Annotated in this window: 17 protein-coding genes and 2 pseudogenes; 12 read left to right on the top strand and 7 right to left on the bottom strand. The window is 71.0% G+C overall.

The window, feature by feature from the left end; translation table 11 throughout:
* Both SSOG_RS53385 and SSOG_RS08470 read right to left on the bottom strand, forming a co-directional pair.
* A pseudogene (locus SSOG_RS53385) lies at window positions 1-605 on the bottom strand (hypothetical protein); the annotation flags it as partial.
* A gap of 95 nt (window positions 606-700) precedes the next feature.
* Window positions 701-1,333 (bottom strand): TetR/AcrR family transcriptional regulator, encoded by a 633-nt coding sequence (locus SSOG_RS08470; RefSeq protein WP_039936933.1) that lies wholly within the window; start codon window positions 1,331-1,333, stop codon window positions 701-703.
* 158 nt (window positions 1,334-1,491) lie between these two features.
* On the opposite strand from SSOG_RS08470, the gene SSOG_RS08475 reads away from it, so the two are divergent.
* From SSOG_RS08475 to SSOG_RS08490, 4 genes are all read left to right on the top strand, one after another.
* Window positions 1,492-2,232, top strand: coding sequence for an SDR family NAD(P)-dependent oxidoreductase (locus tag SSOG_RS08475; protein ID WP_009713798.1), 741 nt, complete (start codon window positions 1,492-1,494; stop codon window positions 2,230-2,232).
* A gap of 15 nt (window positions 2,233-2,247) precedes the next feature.
* Window positions 2,248-2,427, top strand: a complete 180-nt coding sequence (locus SSOG_RS50920) for a hypothetical protein (protein WP_009713799.1) — start codon at window positions 2,248-2,250, stop codon at window positions 2,425-2,427.
* A gap of 167 nt (window positions 2,428-2,594) precedes the next feature.
* Window positions 2,595-2,951 (top strand): YciI family protein, encoded by a 357-nt coding sequence (locus tag SSOG_RS08485; protein ID WP_009713800.1) that lies wholly within the window; start codon window positions 2,595-2,597, stop codon window positions 2,949-2,951.
* 48 nt (window positions 2,952-2,999) lie between these two features.
* Window positions 3,000-4,235: an RNA polymerase sigma factor gene (locus SSOG_RS08490; RefSeq protein ID WP_039936935.1), complete on the top strand. Its 1,236-nt coding sequence runs from the start codon at window positions 3,000-3,002 to the stop codon at window positions 4,233-4,235.
* Between the two features lie 176 nt (window positions 4,236-4,411).
* Here SSOG_RS08490 and SSOG_RS08495 read toward each other — a convergent pair whose 3' ends face one another.
* The gene (locus SSOG_RS08495) at window positions 4,412-4,705 is read right to left on the bottom strand and encodes a hypothetical protein (protein ID WP_154685911.1); all 294 of its coding nucleotides are present in this window, start codon (window positions 4,703-4,705) and stop codon (window positions 4,412-4,414) included.
* 428 nt (window positions 4,706-5,133) lie between these two features.
* On the opposite strand from SSOG_RS08495, the gene SSOG_RS08500 reads away from it, so the two are divergent.
* From SSOG_RS08500 to SSOG_RS08525, 6 genes and pseudogenes are all read left to right on the top strand, one after another.
* Window positions 5,134-7,944: a non-ribosomal peptide synthetase gene (locus tag SSOG_RS08500; RefSeq protein WP_009713803.1), complete on the top strand. Its 2,811-nt coding sequence runs from the start codon at window positions 5,134-5,136 to the stop codon at window positions 7,942-7,944.
* A 16-nt stretch (window positions 7,945-7,960) separates the two neighbouring features.
* Window positions 7,961-8,899, top strand: a complete 939-nt coding sequence (locus SSOG_RS08505; RefSeq protein ID WP_050799816.1) for an NAD-dependent epimerase/dehydratase family protein — start codon at window positions 7,961-7,963, stop codon at window positions 8,897-8,899.
* A complete protein-coding gene (locus tag SSOG_RS08510) occupies window positions 8,896-9,336 on the top strand; it encodes a nuclear transport factor 2 family protein (protein WP_009713805.1) in 441 nt (146 codons plus the stop codon). Before SSOG_RS08505 ends, SSOG_RS08510 begins: the two co-directional genes overlap by 4 nt.
* A 71-nt stretch (window positions 9,337-9,407) precedes the next feature.
* The gene (pheA, locus tag SSOG_RS08515; protein ID WP_050799817.1) at window positions 9,408-10,268 is read left to right on the top strand and encodes a prephenate dehydratase; all 861 of its coding nucleotides are present in this window, start codon (window positions 9,408-9,410) and stop codon (window positions 10,266-10,268) included.
* Between the two features lie 5 nt (window positions 10,269-10,273).
* Window positions 10,274-10,450: pseudogene (locus SSOG_RS08520) on the top strand (malonic semialdehyde reductase); the annotation flags it as partial.
* A gap of 69 nt (window positions 10,451-10,519) precedes the next feature.
* The gene (locus SSOG_RS08525; RefSeq protein WP_009713808.1) at window positions 10,520-10,996 is read left to right on the top strand and encodes a nucleoside deaminase; all 477 of its coding nucleotides are present in this window, start codon (window positions 10,520-10,522) and stop codon (window positions 10,994-10,996) included.
* Window positions 10,997-11,002: 6 nt separating this feature from the next.
* On the opposite strand, the gene SSOG_RS08530 is transcribed toward SSOG_RS08525, so the two are convergent.
* The 3 genes from SSOG_RS08530 to SSOG_RS08540 all read right to left on the bottom strand — a co-directional run bounded on the left by SSOG_RS08530 (window position 11,003) and on the right by SSOG_RS08540 (window position 13,454).
* Window positions 11,003-11,194 carry an allene oxide cyclase barrel-like domain-containing protein gene (locus tag SSOG_RS08530; RefSeq protein ID WP_050799819.1) on the bottom strand — a complete coding sequence of 64 codons (192 nt, stop codon included), beginning with the start codon at window positions 11,192-11,194 and terminating at the stop codon, window positions 11,003-11,005.
* Between the two features lie 172 nt (window positions 11,195-11,366).
* Window positions 11,367-11,948, bottom strand: coding sequence for a histidine phosphatase family protein (locus tag SSOG_RS08535; protein WP_009713810.1), 582 nt, complete (start codon window positions 11,946-11,948; stop codon window positions 11,367-11,369).
* Between the two features lie 60 nt (window positions 11,949-12,008).
* Window positions 12,009-13,454, bottom strand: coding sequence for an aminotransferase-like domain-containing protein (locus SSOG_RS08540; protein WP_009713812.1), 1,446 nt, complete (start codon window positions 13,452-13,454; stop codon window positions 12,009-12,011).
* On the opposite strand from SSOG_RS08540, the gene SSOG_RS08545 reads away from it, so the two are divergent.
* On the top strand, window positions 13,453-14,433 hold the full coding sequence (locus SSOG_RS08545; RefSeq protein ID WP_009713811.1) for a DMT family transporter: 981 nt from the start codon (window positions 13,453-13,455) through the stop codon (window positions 14,431-14,433). The two genes, SSOG_RS08540 and SSOG_RS08545, sit on opposite strands and share 2 nt — an antisense overlap.
* Window positions 14,434-14,543: 110 nt before the next feature.
* Window positions 14,544-14,750, top strand: a complete 207-nt coding sequence (locus SSOG_RS08550; RefSeq protein ID WP_009713813.1) for a DUF1918 domain-containing protein — start codon at window positions 14,544-14,546, stop codon at window positions 14,748-14,750.
* Between the two features lie 39 nt (window positions 14,751-14,789).
* Here SSOG_RS08550 and SSOG_RS08555 read toward each other — a convergent pair whose 3' ends face one another.
* A complete protein-coding gene (locus SSOG_RS08555; RefSeq protein ID WP_039936940.1) occupies window positions 14,790-16,031 on the bottom strand; it encodes a glycoside hydrolase family 10-like protein in 1,242 nt (413 codons plus the stop codon).
* Window positions 16,032-16,106: the final 75 nt, after the last annotated feature.

A 16,106-nucleotide genomic window follows, 5' to 3' on the forward strand; every position in this document is an offset into this window, starting at 1 on the left:
TGGACGTCCCTCTGGTGCGGGTTGATCAGTGCGATCGCCTTCTCGGGGCGCTCACCCCGCAGCACCCCGCGGTCCAGGCCGGACGCGACGAGGAAGTCCCGGCTGCGGGCGAGGGACCGCTCGACCTCGGCCGCGCTCATCCAGCCGACCGCCCGGGCCTTCGGCACGGTGATCCCCGCCGCTCCGCTCGCCCAGTCCGCCGCGGGCGAACCGCGGAACGGCTCGTCCATGGTGGGGCGTCGGGCCGCCTCCGCCGGGGGGACATCGGTCGGGCGGGCGGTCTCGGCCCCCAGCGGCGAGGAGTCGGAGTCGTCGCCCGCGAACAGGCCCACGGTCCACCCCGGCGCGAGCGCCACCACCAGCAGCAGCGCGGCCAGCAGCCCGACCACGTACCAGCCCGTGCGCCGCTTGGGCCGCGCGGGCGTATAGCTGCGCCAGCCCTCCGGGCCGCGGTCGGGCTCCGCGCGCAGCCGCTTCGCCACGTCGCGGGCCCGCGCCGACGGCTCCTTGGGCGCGTCGGCGGCACCCGCCACCGACTCGCGCAGAAACCGCTCCCACTCCTCGTCGGATCTGGAAGAACCGTCCGACTCCGTACCCGCACCCATCCCCAACCCCCTGGCAATCAGCAGACCGCGCCCCACTCCCCTGGGACGCGTCCGCATAATGACACAGGGCACCGACAGCGGGGCCTGCTGGAGCCCTATGGCGTCCCGGAGAGCCTGCCCATCACGTCGTACATCTGCTGCGGGGTGAGCGGGCCGACGGGAAGCGGTTTCTGTGCGGCCTGGGTGCGCAGTCCGTCGAGCACGAACGCGACGCCGCGGCGCCAGGCGTCGGGCGCGGCGTCCGCGGCCGCGCGGGTGAGCAGGGCGTTGGTGCCGAAGACGAACAGGAGGTCCTCGCCGGTGAAGTCCGGGCGGAGGGCACCGGCCTGCTGGGCGCGCTCGATGATCCGGGTGGAGGCGTCGTGTGCCCGGTCGCAGAGGGCCATCAGTCGCTCGGCGCCCGGGTAGCGTCCGCTGAGCACGTCGGCGAGTGCGGGGTCGGTGGCCTGGAGTTCGCAGACGGTCTCGATGTAGTACGCGAATCCTTCCCAGGCGTCTTCGAGGGACAGGGCGTGCTCGGCGGCTTCGTCGAGGCGGTCCGCGGCCAGGTCGGTCACGACCTCGTCGATGAGGGCCTCGCGGGTGCCGAAGAGGTTGTAGAGGGTGCCGTGGCTCACTCCGGCCCGGCGGGCGATCTCCTTCAGGGGCACCTGGAGGCCGCGCTCCTGGAACAGCTCGGCGGCGGCTGTCCGCAGTTTCTCCGCGTTGCGTTGCGCGTCGGCCCGCATCCGGCTCACTCCTCCTGGTCCTGGCTGGCGGACCCCATGGTCGCATCCCGGGATCACGGTCAGCCACATCCTGACCCTGGGGTCAAGATGCATGTTACCGTCCGAAGAGTAAGTTGACCCCAGGGTCAAAATGACTCCACGGCAAGGAGTACTCCCCCATGTCCAAAGTGATCGCCGTCTTCGGCGCCGGTACCGGTCTCGGTGCGTCCGTGGCCCGCCGTTTCGGGCGCGAGGGCTTCCGGGTCGCCCTGGTCGCCCGCCGCAAGGACCGGCTGAACGCGCTCACCGAGCAGCTCACCGGTGAAGGCATCGAGGCGGTCCCCTTCTCCGCCGACCTCTCCGAGCCCGCCGAGGCGCCCGCGCTCGTCGAGGCGATCCGTGACCACTTCGGCCGCATCGACGTGGTCGAATACGGGCCGATCAGCGGCAACCACGGCTTCACCCCGGCCGCCAGGCTGGACGCGGCCACCCTGGAAGACCTGGCCCCGCTGCTGCTGCTCACCCCGGTCGAGGTTCTCCAGGCCCTGCTGCCGGAGTGGACCGAGCGCGGCGACGGCGCCTTCCTGCTGACCCAGGGCTACACGGCGGCGCAGCCGCTGCCCCACCTCAGCGGCCTGGGCCCGGTGATGTCCGCCGCGCGCAACTACCTGTACTCCCTCAACGCCGAGCTGGCCGGGACCGGTGTCTACGCCGGGACCCTGACCATCGGGGCCATGATCGCCCGCAGCGAGGTGGGCGAGGCGGCCGCCGCCCAGCTCGAAGCCACATCGGTCGACGGTGCGCGGTTCCCGGTCGTCGACCCGGACGAACTCGCCGAGCACTACTGGGACATGTACACCAAGCGCGACCGTGTCGAGCAGTTCCACCCCGAGACGCTGACACCGCAGACCGCGGCGTGAGGACAGCCGGGCCGGGTGACGCCCCGTCCGTGCACGGTGTTGAACACCGCGCAGCAGGTCGGCGGCGCCCTCGGGCTCGCCGTCATGTCGACCCTCTCCACCTCGGCGGCGACCGACCGGCTGCCCGGGGCGGCCGCCGCCCTCTACCGGGGGCTGGCCACGCCGCCCTGGTGGCGCGGGCCGGTGACGCGCTGACCCACGGCTACAGCACATGGACTGACGGCACCCGTTGTCCCGCTCGCCGTGCTCCCCGGAAAAATTCCCCGAAGAATTTTCCGGGGAGCTGTCGATCCCGGCGTCTCCCGTTCGACGCAAGGGTGAGCGGCGGGGAACGGCCCCGCCCCGGCGACCGAGGAGTCACCATGCCGCGCTTTCTGACCCTGATCCGCATCGACGAGAAGAACGCCCCCGCCGAGGGCCCCAGCCCCGAGCTGATGGAGCGCATGGGCGCGCTGCTGGAGGAGATCACCAAGGCGGGCGTGATGCTCGACACGGCCGGGCTCAAGCCCACCTCCGAGGGCACCCGGGTCACCTGGTCCGGCGGCAAGATCGGCTACACCGACGGGCCGTTCACCGAGAGCAAGGAGGTCATCGGCGGCTACTCGCTCATCCAGGCCAAGGACAAGGCCGAGGCGCTGGAGTGGACGAAGCGGTTCCTGGAGACCCACGAGGACTACTGGACCATCACCGCCGAGGTCCGCCAGATCGACGAGGGCTGATCCGGTTCCGCTTGCCGCACCACCGGGCGGCTGCTCTGATGGGTGGCCGTGACGGCAGCAAACGCGACCGAAACGGTCGAAGCGGTCTTCAGGATCGAATCCGCGCGCATCATCGCCGGTGTCGCCCGCATCGTGCGGGACGTCGGCATCGCCGAGGAGCTGGCGCAGGATGCCCTGATCGCCGCGCTGGAACAGTGGCCGGAGTCGGGCGTCCCGGACAAGCCGGGAGCCTGGCTCATGGCCGCCGCCAAGCACCGCGCGATCGACCTCGTACGCCGCAAGGAGACGTACGCGCGCAAGCTGGCCGAGGTCGGGCGGGCCCTGGAGGACGTACCGCCGCCCGATCCGGCGGATCTCGGCGACCCCGAGGACATCGACGACGACCTGCTGCGACTGATCTTCACCGCCTGCCATCCGGTGCTGTCGCCGGAGGCCCGGATCGCCCTGACTCTCCGGCTGCTGGGCGGGCTGACGACGGAGGAGATCGCCCGCGCGTTCCTGGCCTCGGAGGCGGCCGTCGCCCAGCGGATCGTGCGCGCGAAGCGGTCGCTGGCCAAGGCCCGGGTGCCCTTCGAGGTGCCGTACGGGGAGGATCGGGCCGCCCGGCTCTCCTCGGTCCTGGAGGTCATCTACCTGATCTTCAACGAGGGCTACTCCGCGACGGCCGGGGCCGATCTGGTGCGCCCGGCCCTGTGCGAGGACGCGCTGCGGCTGGCCCGGGTGCTGGCGGGGCTCATGCCCAAGGAGCCCGAGGTCCACGGGCTGGCCGCGCTCCTGGAGTTCCAGGGCTCCCGCATCCCGGCCCGCACCGGCCCGGACGGCGCGCCAGTGCTGCTCGCCGACCAGAACCGGGCCAGGTGGAACCGGTTGCTGATCCGCCGCGGCGTCGAGGCCCTGCACCGCGCGGGCCACGGCCCGTACGCCCTCCAGGCGGCGATCGCCGCGTGCCACGCGCGGGCGGTCCGCTACGAGGAGACGGACTGGAGGACCATCGCCGCCCTCTACGACCGGCTGGCCGCGCTCACCCCGTCCCCGGTGGTGGAGTTGAACCGGGCGGTCGCCGTGTCGATGGCGGAGGGCCCGGCGGCCGCGCTGGAACTGGTCGACGCCCTGGTGGCGGACCCCGCGCTACGCGAATACCACCTGCTGCCGAGCGTCCGCGGCGATCTGCTGGAGCGGCTGGGGCGGCGGGAGGAGGCCCGCGCCGAATACGAGCGCGCCGCCTCCCTGACCCGCAACGCCCCGGAGCGCCGGTTGCTGCGGGAGCGGGCCGAGCGGGTCTGAGAGGGCGGCTTCAGCTTCAACGCATTCGCAACATGTCCTTGCGCATGTGCAGCCTTGTTCTGTTCTGGTCAGCGTTGACGTGATGGCATGCGAAATCAGGTTTCCGCGTCGGCGGGCCCCGACTGCCGGGACCCGCCGACGTCACAACCGGTTTCCCGCCCGTGGCCGGCGAAAACCTAGCCGCCGAGGGCCCCGGTGCCTGCCTCGACGATCGGAGACAGGGTGTCGTCCAGCATCTTGCCGTGCACCTTGAGGTTCCCGGTGGGGTCGGTGAGCATGCTGGTCACCTCCCACGACGGGTCACTCAGGTGGTACATCTCGGTGTGGTGCCACAGTGCGTCCACCGACTCGCCCACGGGACTGGTGAGGCTGGACACGGGTGCCGTCGCGTCGCCCGCGTGCGCGGTCGTCGTCGTTGCCGCCGAAGCCGTACCGGCACCGCCGACGCCCATGACCGCCACCGCAGCCACCAACGTTCCGGCATAGCCCACCCACCGCCGGCGTCCCGTCACGCCTGATACAGCGACAGAATCCTGGCCGACTCGGTTCTTGTGGCGGTAAACCTTCACGAATTATCCCTTCCTTGCAGCACAGCAATCAGCCTGACGGTCTGATGCCCTTGGGTTGCAAGGAAAACCTCAACACGATCCCAACCCGACCTGGTTTCTCTCTGGTTGCCGACCTGATAACGGTGACTCACCGTCAAAGGGCCTGAGCTATCAGACTGATTTAACCGCTGAATGACTCACGGGAAATGACGGGGCAACTGGGACGACGTCTGATCTCAGTGCGGCACCGCAATTCCCTCGCCACCTGCTGGAGACGCGGGGGCGGCCCCGCCGCCCGGGAGCGCCTCGCCCGGCGCGGGTCTTTCCGTATATTCAGGAGAGGGACGATGATGACGATTCAGGGATCCGTGCCCACCACCTTCCGGACGGCTCCTCGGTCCCGGCCGGAGTCCACCCACCTCGCTGACCTGCTGCTCCAGGCCGCCGAACAGTACCCGGACAACGGGCTGCGGTACTGCGGGGCGGACGACGTGACAGAGAGCCGGCTCCAGCGGTACCCCGAACTGCTGGGCGAAGCCTTCCGGATACTGGCGGGACTGCGCGCCCGTGGCGCGGAAGCAGGCCGCACGATCGCTCTGCTGCTGGAAAGGCCGGAGGACTTCCTGTCCACCTTCTGGGCATGTCTGCTCGGTGGTATGACCGCCTGTCCCCTTGTTCCCCTACGCAATGATCCGGAGCGGTGGAGCGCTCAGCTCGCGCACGTCAACGCCCTGCTCGACGGTCCCCTGCTGGTCACCACAGCCCGGCTGCGTGACGATATGCCGGAGGTCCCGGGCCTGGCTGTGGCGGTCCTCGACCACCTCACCCCCGATGCGTGCGATATCGCCCCCGCGGACGTGACGATCTCCCATGCCCGGCCCACGGACGTCGCCCTGCTGGTCCTCACCTCGGGGTCCACGGGCAGCTCCAAGGCCGTCATGCTCACCCACGCGAACCTGCTGGCCTCCATGGCGGCCAAGGCCGAGATGCAGGGCCTCACCTCGACGGACATCACGCTCAACTGGATCTCCTACGATCACGTCGCTGCCCTGCTGGAGGCGCATCTGCTGCCGCTGTCGGTCGGTGCGAACCAGCTGCAGACCACCCCGGATACCATCCTGGGTGACCCGGTGCGCTTCCTCCGGCTCATCGACGCGCACCGCGTGACGATGACCTTCACGCCCAACTTCCTGCTCGGCCTGATCAACCAGGCCCTGGCGGAGATGCCCGGCGAACTGACCCTGGATCTGTCCAGACTGCGGCACATCGTCTCCGGTGGCGAGGCCAATCCGGTGGCCACCGGCGTGACCTTCCTGGACAACCTCGCTCCGTACGGACTCGACCGCGACGCGCTGTGGCCGGCGTTCGGCATGACGGAGACCTGCGCCGGCAGCATCTACAATCGCGACTTCCCCGACCAGGACCTCGACGCGGAGTTCGCCGCGGTGGGTCGCTCGGTGACGGGCCTGACCATCCGGATAACCGAGGACGGCGGGGACCGGGTGCTGGCCGACGGCGAGATCGGCGAGGTCCAGCTGAACGGACCGATGGTCACCGGGGGCTACTTCAACAACGCGCAGGCCACCAAGGACGCGTTCACCACCGACGGCTGGTTCCGCACCGGCGACCTCGGGTGCCTCGTCGACGGCAGGCTCACCCTCGTCGGGCGCAGCAAGGACAGCATCATCGTCAACGGCGTGAACTATTTCAGCCATGAGCTGGAAGCGCTCCTGGAAGACCTCGACGGGGTGTGCACATCGTACGTCGCAGCCTTCCCGACTCGCCCGGAGAGCAACGACACCGAGCAGCTGGTGGTGGCCTTCGCGACCACCCTGGACCCGGATGACGAGGCCGGTCTGCACCGCCTGCTGATCGCGGTACGCAACAGCACCGTCATGGCCTGGGGCTTCCGCCCGGCGCTGCTGCTGCCGCTGCCCAAGGACGCCTTCCCCAAGACCAGCCTCGGCAAGATCCAGCGTTCACTCATGCGAAAGCGCTTGGAGACCGGCGACTACGCCGCGCACCGGGCAGCCATCGACGAACTGGTCACCCGCCACCTCGGCGGATACGACGCCCCCGTGGGCGAAACCGAGCAGGCCCTGGCCGGGATCTACGCCGAACTGTTCGACATGGCGCCCGAGACGATCAGCGCCACGGCCGGCTTCTTCGACCTGGGCGGCACCTCGTTGGACATCCTGCGCATGAAGAGGCTGGTGGGCACCCGGCTCGGTGCCGCGGACCTGCCGGTTCTCGCCATCCTCACCGCGCCGAGCGTCCGCGAGCTCGCCAAGCGGCTCACGGTGGGCGAGGAGGAAGGTCCGGCCGGGTACGACCCGATCGTCCCTCTGCAGACCAGTGGCGACAAGACGCCGCTGTTCTGCGTCCACCCGGGAGTCGGCGAGGTCCTCGTCTTCGTCAACCTGGCCAAGTACTTCGTACAGGAGCGCCCCTTCTATGCGTTGCGGGCGCGCGGCTTCAACCCCGGCGAGAAGCCCTTCGAGTCCTTCGACGAAATGGCCCGTACGTACGCCGCCGCCATCCGCGAGAGGCAACCGCACGGCCCGTACGCACTGGCCGGCTACTCCTTCGGCTCGGCGGTGGCATTCGAGATCGCCAAGATCCTGGAGGCCGAGGGCGAGCGGGTCGACTTCCTCGGCAGCTTCAACCTCCCGCCACACATCAAGTACCGCATGGACGAACTCGACTACATCGAGACCGCCGTCAACCTGGCGATGTTCCTGGAGCTGATTTCGAAGCAACAGGCTCTCGAGCTGCCCGCCCAGCTGCGTCCGCTCAGCAAGGACGAGCAGCTCAAGCACTTGATCGAGATCGCCCCGCCGGACCGGCTCGCCGAACTGGACCTCGATCTGCCCCGGTTCACGGCCTGGGCCGACCTCGCCGACGGCCTGACCGGACTCGGCCGCACCTACCACCCGAGCGGCACCGCGCGCTCGATGAGCGTGTTCTACGCGATCCCGCTGCGCGGAACCAAGGAGGACTGGCTCAACAACGAGCTCCGACGCTGGGACGAGCACACCCGCGAGGAGAACCGCTACCTCGACGTGCCCGGTGAGCACTACACGCTCATGGGTCCCAAGCACGTCGCCACCTTCCAGGCCATCCTCCGGGCCGAGCTCGACCGGTCCCTCAACGGCGAGTAATCGCAGGAGAAAAGCTGTGACACGCGGTAAGAAGATTCTGATCACCGGTGGCACCGGCCAGGCGGCCCGCCCGGTCGCCGAGGCCCTCGCCGCCGACAACGAGGTTTGGTGCCTCGGCCGCTTCGCCACCCCCGGCGTCGAGGACGAACTGCGTACCCAGGGCATCACGACGTATCGCTGGGACATGGGCGAGGACACCCTCGACTCGCTGCCCGACGACTTCACTCATGTCATGCACTCCGCGGTGCACCGGGGCCACGATGGCGACTTCGACACCGCCATCGAGGTCAACTCGGTCGCCGTCGGAAGGCTCATGACCCACTGCCGCAAGGCGGATGCCTTCCTGCACGTGTCGACCGGCGCCTTCTACAAGCGCCAGACACTCGACCACCAGTACAAGGAGACCGACCCGCTGGACGGCGTGGCCGACTGGCTGCCGGCGTACCCCATCTGCAAGATCGCGGCGGAGGGCGCCGCCCGCGCGTACGCCCGCACGCTCGGCCTGCCCACCACCATCGCGCGCCTCAACATCTCGTACGGCCCCGCATCCTACGGTGGCGTGCCCGTCATGTACTTCAAGAAGATGCTGGCCGGCGAGCCCCTCCAGATCCCGCTCGAAGGCCAGAACTGGGCATCGCTGATCCACACCGACGACCTCGTGCACCAGGTCCCGCTCCTGTGGGGCATCGCGAGCACGCCCGCGACAGTCGTCAACTGGGGCGGTGACGAGCCGGTCGGCATGACCGACTGCGCCGAGTACATGTCCGCGATCACAGGTGTCGAGGCGAAGTTCGAGAAAACCGCCGTCACCCGTGAGACGTACGCCTTCGACAGCTTCAAGCGGCGTTCCCTGATCGGCGACTGCACCGTCGAGTGGCACGACGGCATCCGCCGCACGCTACGGGCGCACTTCCCCGACATTCCTCTGAAGGACGCGAAGAAGGTTTCCGTATGAGCGCCACCCACGCGGAGAAGCGCATACGGGCGGCGTACGAGGCCTTCCACCGCCGGGACATCGACGCCGTCCTGTCGTGCTTCGCCCCCGAGGTCGTCTGGGTGCACCCCGACGGCATGCGCGAGGTGGGCCTCGGCGGGCCCAAGCACGGGCACGACGGTATGCGGAAGTTCCTCGCCCGAGTGCCCCACGTACTGGGTGGGATGACCCTCGCCCCGCACGAGTTCCTGGTCGACGGCGACCGGGTGATGGTGCTCGGGGAACGGGAGGTCACCTCCCGCGACGGGAGGAAGGCGACCCTGCGGTTCGTCCACTCCTGGACGCTCGGCAAGGACGGCCTGGCCGTGCACTTCGAGGACTACTTCGACACCGTGGAGATGTTCCGACTGATCGACCCGGGCTCGGTCCGCAGCCCGCAGCCCCAAGCCGGTGCATGACGCCACGGTGTTTGCCCGGGGCCTCCTGGCCGGACCTATGGGATTCACCAACACCAAGGAGACTCCGTCCGATGACCACCGCCTATCTGGGCCCGTCCGGTTCGTTCACCGAAGCCGCGCTCGCCGGCCTGGAGGTACGGTCTGGCGCGGCCGCACCGTACCCGAGCGTCCGCCAGGCGCTCGACGCCGTTCGCAGCGGGACGGCGGAGGCCGCGGTGGTGCCCTGGGAGAACTCCGTCGAGGGGGCCGTAAACGCCTCCGTCGACGCCCTCGCCCACAGCGAGAACCTGTGTATCACCGGCGAAACGCTGCTTCCCGTCCAATTCGCACTCGCCGTACCGCCGGGCGGCTCACTCTCCTCGGTACGCCGGGTGCTGACGCATCCGCACGCCCACGCACAATGCCGCACCTGGACCGACATCCACCTCCCGCACGCTGATTTCGTCGCGTCCTCCTCGACCGCGCAGGCCGCCCGCGAGGTGGGAACGTCACGTGCTCCGAGTAGTGCCGCCATCGCCTCGCCAAAGACGCTCGCGAGGTACGGACTTGATGTCGTCGCCCAGAGCATAGGAGCCCGGCCGGACGCGGTGACCCGATTCGTGAAGGTCGCCCGACGCAAAAGGCCGTCCTTGCCGACGGGGTCGGACCGCAGCACCCTCGTCGTGCCATTGGCGGGCAAGGTGAGCGACCTCCATGACGTACTACATGAGTTCGTCCGCACCTCCGTGCCTCTGACATCGGTGCTGTCCAGACCCAGCGGTGCCGGCTTCGGCGGCTATTCCTTCCTCCTCGAATGCGAGGGCCATATAGACGAGCCCCCCGTCGGATCGGTCGTCGCGGCCTTGCGCCGCCGCAACAGCCGGATCGTTTTTCTCGGCAGCTACCCCCGTGCTGAATTTGATAATTCTCCTGCACGAGGTAAAACGCTTTGACTTCCGTGATTTCACTGCTCGCCCCTGACGCGCAGGACCTTCTCTTCAAGGAGGCCCGCACAGCACAGATCAAGAATGCTCCGACCTCGCTCAACAGCCAGCCACTGCGCGCCGTCCTGATCCGCAGCGACGAGGCACGCGCACGCCTCGTCCAGCGAATGGCACCTGGCAACCAGCCCAAGGTGCGCCAGCGGGCCTACGGACTGAAACCGATTTAAGATGCGGGCCTGATCACCACCGGGGGAGGCATCGTGACCGACGACGACTTGCGGCATCTGCGCCGCTGTGTGGAGCTGGCGACCGAGGCGCTGGAGGCGGGTGACGAGCCCTTCGGCTCGGTGCTGGTCGCCGCCGACGGGACCGTCCTCGCCGAGGACCACAACCAGGTGGCGGGCGGCGACCACACCCGCCACCCGGAGTTCGCGCTGGCCCGCTGGGCGGCGGCGCGGCTGACCCCCGCGGAGCGGGCCGCGGCCACCGTCTACACCTCGGGTGAGCACTGCCCGATGTGCGCGGCCGCGCACGGCTGGGTCGGGCTCGGCCGCATCGTGTACGCCAGCTCGTCGGAGCAGCTGTCGGGCTGGCTCGCCGAACTCGGCGTACCCGCACCGCCGGTACGGACCCTGCCGATCCGCGAGGTCGTACCGGGCGCGGTGGTGGAGGGCCCGTACCCGGCCCTCGCCGAGGAGGTCCGTACGCTCCACCACCGCTTCCACGGCGCGGGCTGACCGTGGTCAGAGGATGAGATGCACGGTGAGGTTGGTGTCCGTCGTGTTGGTGATGACGGCGTGGATGAATCCGTGGGCGGTGCGGTAGCGGCCCGTGCCTCCGGTGATCGCGACGTTGATGTCACCGGGACCGGCGGCGGTGACGGAGATCAGCCCCTGGAAGGTGATGTCGCCGTCGGGAAGGACGAGCGTGCCCACACACTGCTGGTCGAAGGAGTCGCTGACAGGACCGACCCGGGCTCGATGGAACTGGCCTGTGTCGGGTGTACGACCAGGTCGAAGACCTGCTCGCGCCCGATCGGATAGGGCGGATGGCCGCCGCCCCCGGCCGCCGCGACCGCTGATGATCATCCAGGTGAACGCCACCCGCTCAACCCGCCACCTCGCCTTCCACCCGCAGTCGCCACTGTCCGGCGCGGCCGGTGAGGGTGATGGTGGACAGCGGGGTCACGTCGACGTTCCAGTAGCAGTGCGGCGGTGCCTTGATGGCGTACAGCAGGGCGGCGCGTATCACCCCGGGGTCGGCCACCGCGAGCATCTTGGCGTGCTCCTCGACCGGCCGGGTGTCCAGCCAGCCGCCGACCCGGGTGATGAACGCCAGCAGCGATTCGCCGCCGTGCGGCGCCGAGCGGGGGTCGGCCAGCCACACGTCGACCGCGCGCGGCTCGCGTGCCATCACATCGGCGAGGGTACGGCCGCCCCAGCGGCCCATGTCCCAGTCGCGCAGGGCGAGTTGGACCAGCGGGGTGAAGCCGAGCGCGAGGCCGGTCTCCCGGCTGCGCGGCGACGGCGAACAGTAGCGCAGCTCCGCCGCGGCCAGCGGCAGCAGGACGGGCGCGGCGCGCTCGGCAGCGCGGCGGCCCGCCGGATCCAGCGGCCGGTCGTCGTCGAAGCGTTCCCCGAGGCGCGAGGAAGTCGAGCCGGCGGCGACCAGCGTCAGCCGAAACGTCATTGGCGCATCGTACGGTTTGCCGGGCTCCCGGGGTGGGCTCCTGAATGAGAAGGGTGTCCGCTATCCGAGCACCTCGTCGCACGCGGTACGCAGCCGCCGGGCGCCCTCGGCGAGTTCACCGGTGCCCGCGACCGAGGCGAAGCTCAGCCGGACGTGCGGGGCGGGCGGCTCGGCGCTGAAGTACGGGCGGCCGGGGGCCACGGCGACCCCGGCGCGCAGCGCGGCGGAGGCGAGCGCGGCCTCGTCGGTGCCGTGCGGCAGGCGCAGCCACAGGTGGTAGCCGCCGGGCGGCACATGGGGCGGGGGCAGCTCGGGAAGCTCCCGCCGCACCGCCGTGACCAGCGCCTCGCGGCGGGTACGCAGCTCGGCGGCGACGGTCCGCAGATGGCGCGGCCAGGAGGGCGCGCCGACCAGCTCCAGCGCGGCTTCCTGGAGCGGGCGCGGGACGAAGAAGCTGTCCACGACCTGGATCGCGCGCAGCCGCTCCAGCGCCTGACCGCGGGCGGCGAGGGCGCCCACCCGGAGGCTGGGCGAGGTGACCTTGGTGAGGGAGCGGACGTGGACCACCACCCCGTCGGGGTCGTCGGCGGCGAGGGCCGCGGGCAGCGGGGGCGCGTCCTCGTGGACGAGGTGGCGCGCGAAGTCGTCCTCGATCACGAACGCGCCCGCCTCGCGCGCGATCCGGATCACCTCACGGCGCCGTTCGGCGGAGAGCACCGCGCCGGTCGGGTTCTGGAACAGCGGCTGGCAGACGACGACGCGGGCGCCGCCCGCCCGCAGCGCCTCGGCGAGCAGATCGGTGCGGATGCCGTCGGCGTCGGCCGGTACGGGGACCGGGCGCAGCCCGGAGGCGCGGGCGGCGGCGAGCATGCCGGGGTACGTGGGCGATTCGACCAGGACGGCCGCGCCGGGCGGGGCGAGGGCGCGCAGCGCGCAGGTCAGCGCGGACTGGCCGCCCGCGGTGACCAGGACGTCGGCGGCGGCGACGGCCCCGCCGCGGCCGCCGATCTCGTGGGCGAACCAGGCGCGCAGCTCGGGCAGGCCCTCCATGGGCGGGCGGCCCCAGGCGCCGGGCCGCCGCCCGGCCCGGGCCAGGGCGGCGGCCATGGCGCGCTCGGGCTGGAGCGAGGGGTGCAGATAACCGGCGTTCAGCTCCAGGATCCCGGGCGGCGGGGCGGCGAGGGTGGCCAGGACGCCCGAGGCGTCGACCGAGCGCGGCACCGATTCGCCGGGCGTCTCGACGCTCAGCGCGACCTCCTGCCAGGAGGTGTCCCCGGCCCGTGGCGCCTCGACCCGCGGCGCGGCCCGGAAGGCACCGGCGCCGGGCCGGGTGACGACGAGCCCCTCGGCGGCGAGCGCGGCGAGGGCGCGGGAGACGGTGACCGGACTCACCCGGTGGCGTTCGACCAGGGCGCGGCTGGACGGCAGCTTCTCACCGGGAGAGTAGCGGTTCAGATCCCGGCGGAGGGATTCGACCAGTTCGGCGACACTGCTACGCTCTTGCATGAGAGCACAGGATAGCGCTACTGCCGACGACACGATAGCGGTGAGCGGCGCCACCGGCCCCGGGCCGGACGCAGCCACCGCCACCGCCAAGCCCGCCACCGCCACCATTGCGGCCGATGCCCACGGCACCGCCCGTAGCGGAACGCTGCTGGCCGCCCTCGGGGTGGTCGCCTTCTCCCTCACCTTCCCCGGCACCGCCTGGGCGCTGGAGGGGCTCGGCCCCTGGTCGGTGACCACCTGCCGGATGGTGCTCGCGGCGCTGGTGGCCGGGGGCGCGCTGGTGGCGCGGCGGGCGGCGCCGCCGCAGCGGCGCCACTGGCCCGGACTGCTGGTGGTCGCGGCCGGGGTGGTCATCGGGTTTCCGCTGCTGACCACGCTCGCGCTCCAGACCTCCACCACCTCCCACGCCGCCGTGGTCGTCGGGCTGCTGCCGCTCACCACGGCCGTGTTCTCCGCCGTGCGCACCGGGGCACGGCCCTCGCGCCGGTTCTGGGCTGCGGCGCTCACCGGGGCCGCCGTGGTGATCGGCTTCGCGGTGCAGCAGAGCGGCGGCGCACCGACCACCGGCGATCTGTATCTGTTCGGCGCGCTGCTGGTGTGCGCGGCGGGCTATGCCGAGGGCGGGCGGCTGGCCCGCACCATGCCGGGCTGGCAGGTGATCGGCTGGGCGCTGGTGGCGTGTGTCCCGGTGGCCGTCCCGGGCGCGGTGATCGCGCTGTCCGCCGAGGACGTACAGCTCGGTGGCCACGCCGTGGCCGGGCTGCTGTGGCTGGCGGTGGGCTCGCAGTTCGTGGGGCTTGTGGTCTGGTACCGCGGCATGGCCGCCATCGGCGTGGCCCGGGCCAGCCAGCTCCAGCTGGCCCAGCCGCTGCTGACCCTGGTGTGGTCGGTGCTGCTGCTCGGCGAACACATCGGTCCCGCCGCACCGATCGCCGCCGTCGCGGTCCTGGTGTGCATTGGAGTGACGCAGCGGGGATAGGGGCGTGAACCGGGGCGAGCCCGGCGGGCGCGATCCGGGTGGAGCGGCCATAGACTGGCCACAGGGATCGCATTGCCCTCCGGGTAGCCGCACTACAGGAGGTCACGCAGATGGAGGCGACCGTAGGCGACAAGCTGCTGGTGCACGGCAGGGTTGTCGGAGTTCACGACCGGACCGCAGAGATCATCGAAGTGCTCGGGGACCACGGTGAACCGCCGTACCGCGTCCGTTACGAGGACGACGGTCATGAATGCCTGTTCTCCCCGGGACCCGACTCCGTCGTACGTCACCTGCCCGCCGGACAGCGGCCGCGGTAGCGGTAGCGGCGCGGCCGCGAACCGGGCTCAGGCTCGGGCTCAGCGGGGCGGACGTACCCGACCTGGATAGTGGTCGGCGACCACGCGCGCCATCGCGCCGTTGCGGTCGGCGGCCACTTCCTTCGCCGAGAAGTACACGTTCCCCCGCACCTGCGGATGGTCCGCGCACAGGGTGAGGTGCCGGGACAGCTCCGCCGGGTCCTGCCAGGGCGCGGGCTGCGCCGGATCGCCCGCCTTGTACAGCGCCTCGCCGATGTAGAGGCCGACCCCGGTGCCCCGCACCAGCTCCGCCCACCAGGGCACGAGCTTGGCGTAGTCGGCGGCCGCGAAGCCGATGTTCCAGTAGACCTGCGGAACGATGTAGTCGATCCAGCCTTCCCGCACCCAGCGCCGGGTGTCCGCGTACAGGTCGTCGTACGTCTGCACCCCGGCCCGGGTGTCGGAGCCGAGCGGGTCGGTGGCGCGGTTGCGCCACACGGCGAAGGGGCTGATGCCGAACCGCACGCTCCGCTTCAGCCGCTTGATGCGTACGCCGGTCTCCCGCACCAGCAGGTCGATGTTGTTCCGCCGCCACGCGGCCCGGTCGGGGAAGCCCGCGCCGTGGCGCGCGTACGCCGCGTCGTCGTCGAAGACCTGGCCCGCCACCGGATACGGGTAGAAGTAGTCGTCCCAGTGGACGGCGTCGATGTCGTAGCGCGCGACCGCGTGCAGCATCGCGTCCTGGACGAAGCGGCGGACCTCGGGCAGCCCGGGGTTGTAGTAGAGCTTGCCGCCGTACGGCACGACCCACTCGGGGTGCAGCCGGGCGGGGTGGGTGGGGAGCAGCCTGGTGGGGTCGGCGTGGTTCGCGATGCGGTACGGGTTGAACCAGGCGTGCAGCTCCAGACCGCGCCGGTGGGCCTCGCGCACGGCGGTGCCCAGCGGATCCCAGCCCGGGTCCTGGCCCTGCACCCCGGTCAGCCACTCCGACCAGGGCTCGTACGGGGACGGCCACAGCGCGTCGGCGGTGGGGCGGACCTGGAAGACGACCGCGTTGAGCCGCCGCTCGACGGCGGTGTCGAGGAAGGCGAGCAGCGAGGCCCGCTGTTCGGCGGCGGGGAGTCCGGTGCGCGCGGGCCAGTCGCGGTTCGCGACCGTGGCCAGCCACATCCCGCGGAACTGTCTGCGGCTCCCCTGCCCGGCCTCGTCCGCCATCGCCTCACCCGCCCAGGCGGCGGTGGCCAGTGCCCCGGCGGCCGCGGCCGTCAGACTGCGTCGTGTGATGCCCGTGTTCCGACCCATGCCCACTCCTCACTGAGGCGCAACTCCCGCCGATGATGGGCGCCTTGGGGGCGGGCGGCAATGGGTATCCCTCGA

Source organism: Streptomyces himastatinicus ATCC 53653 (assembly GCF_000158915.1).
Taxonomy (GTDB): Bacteria; Actinomycetota; Actinomycetes; order Streptomycetales; family Streptomycetaceae; genus Streptomyces; species Streptomyces himastatinicus.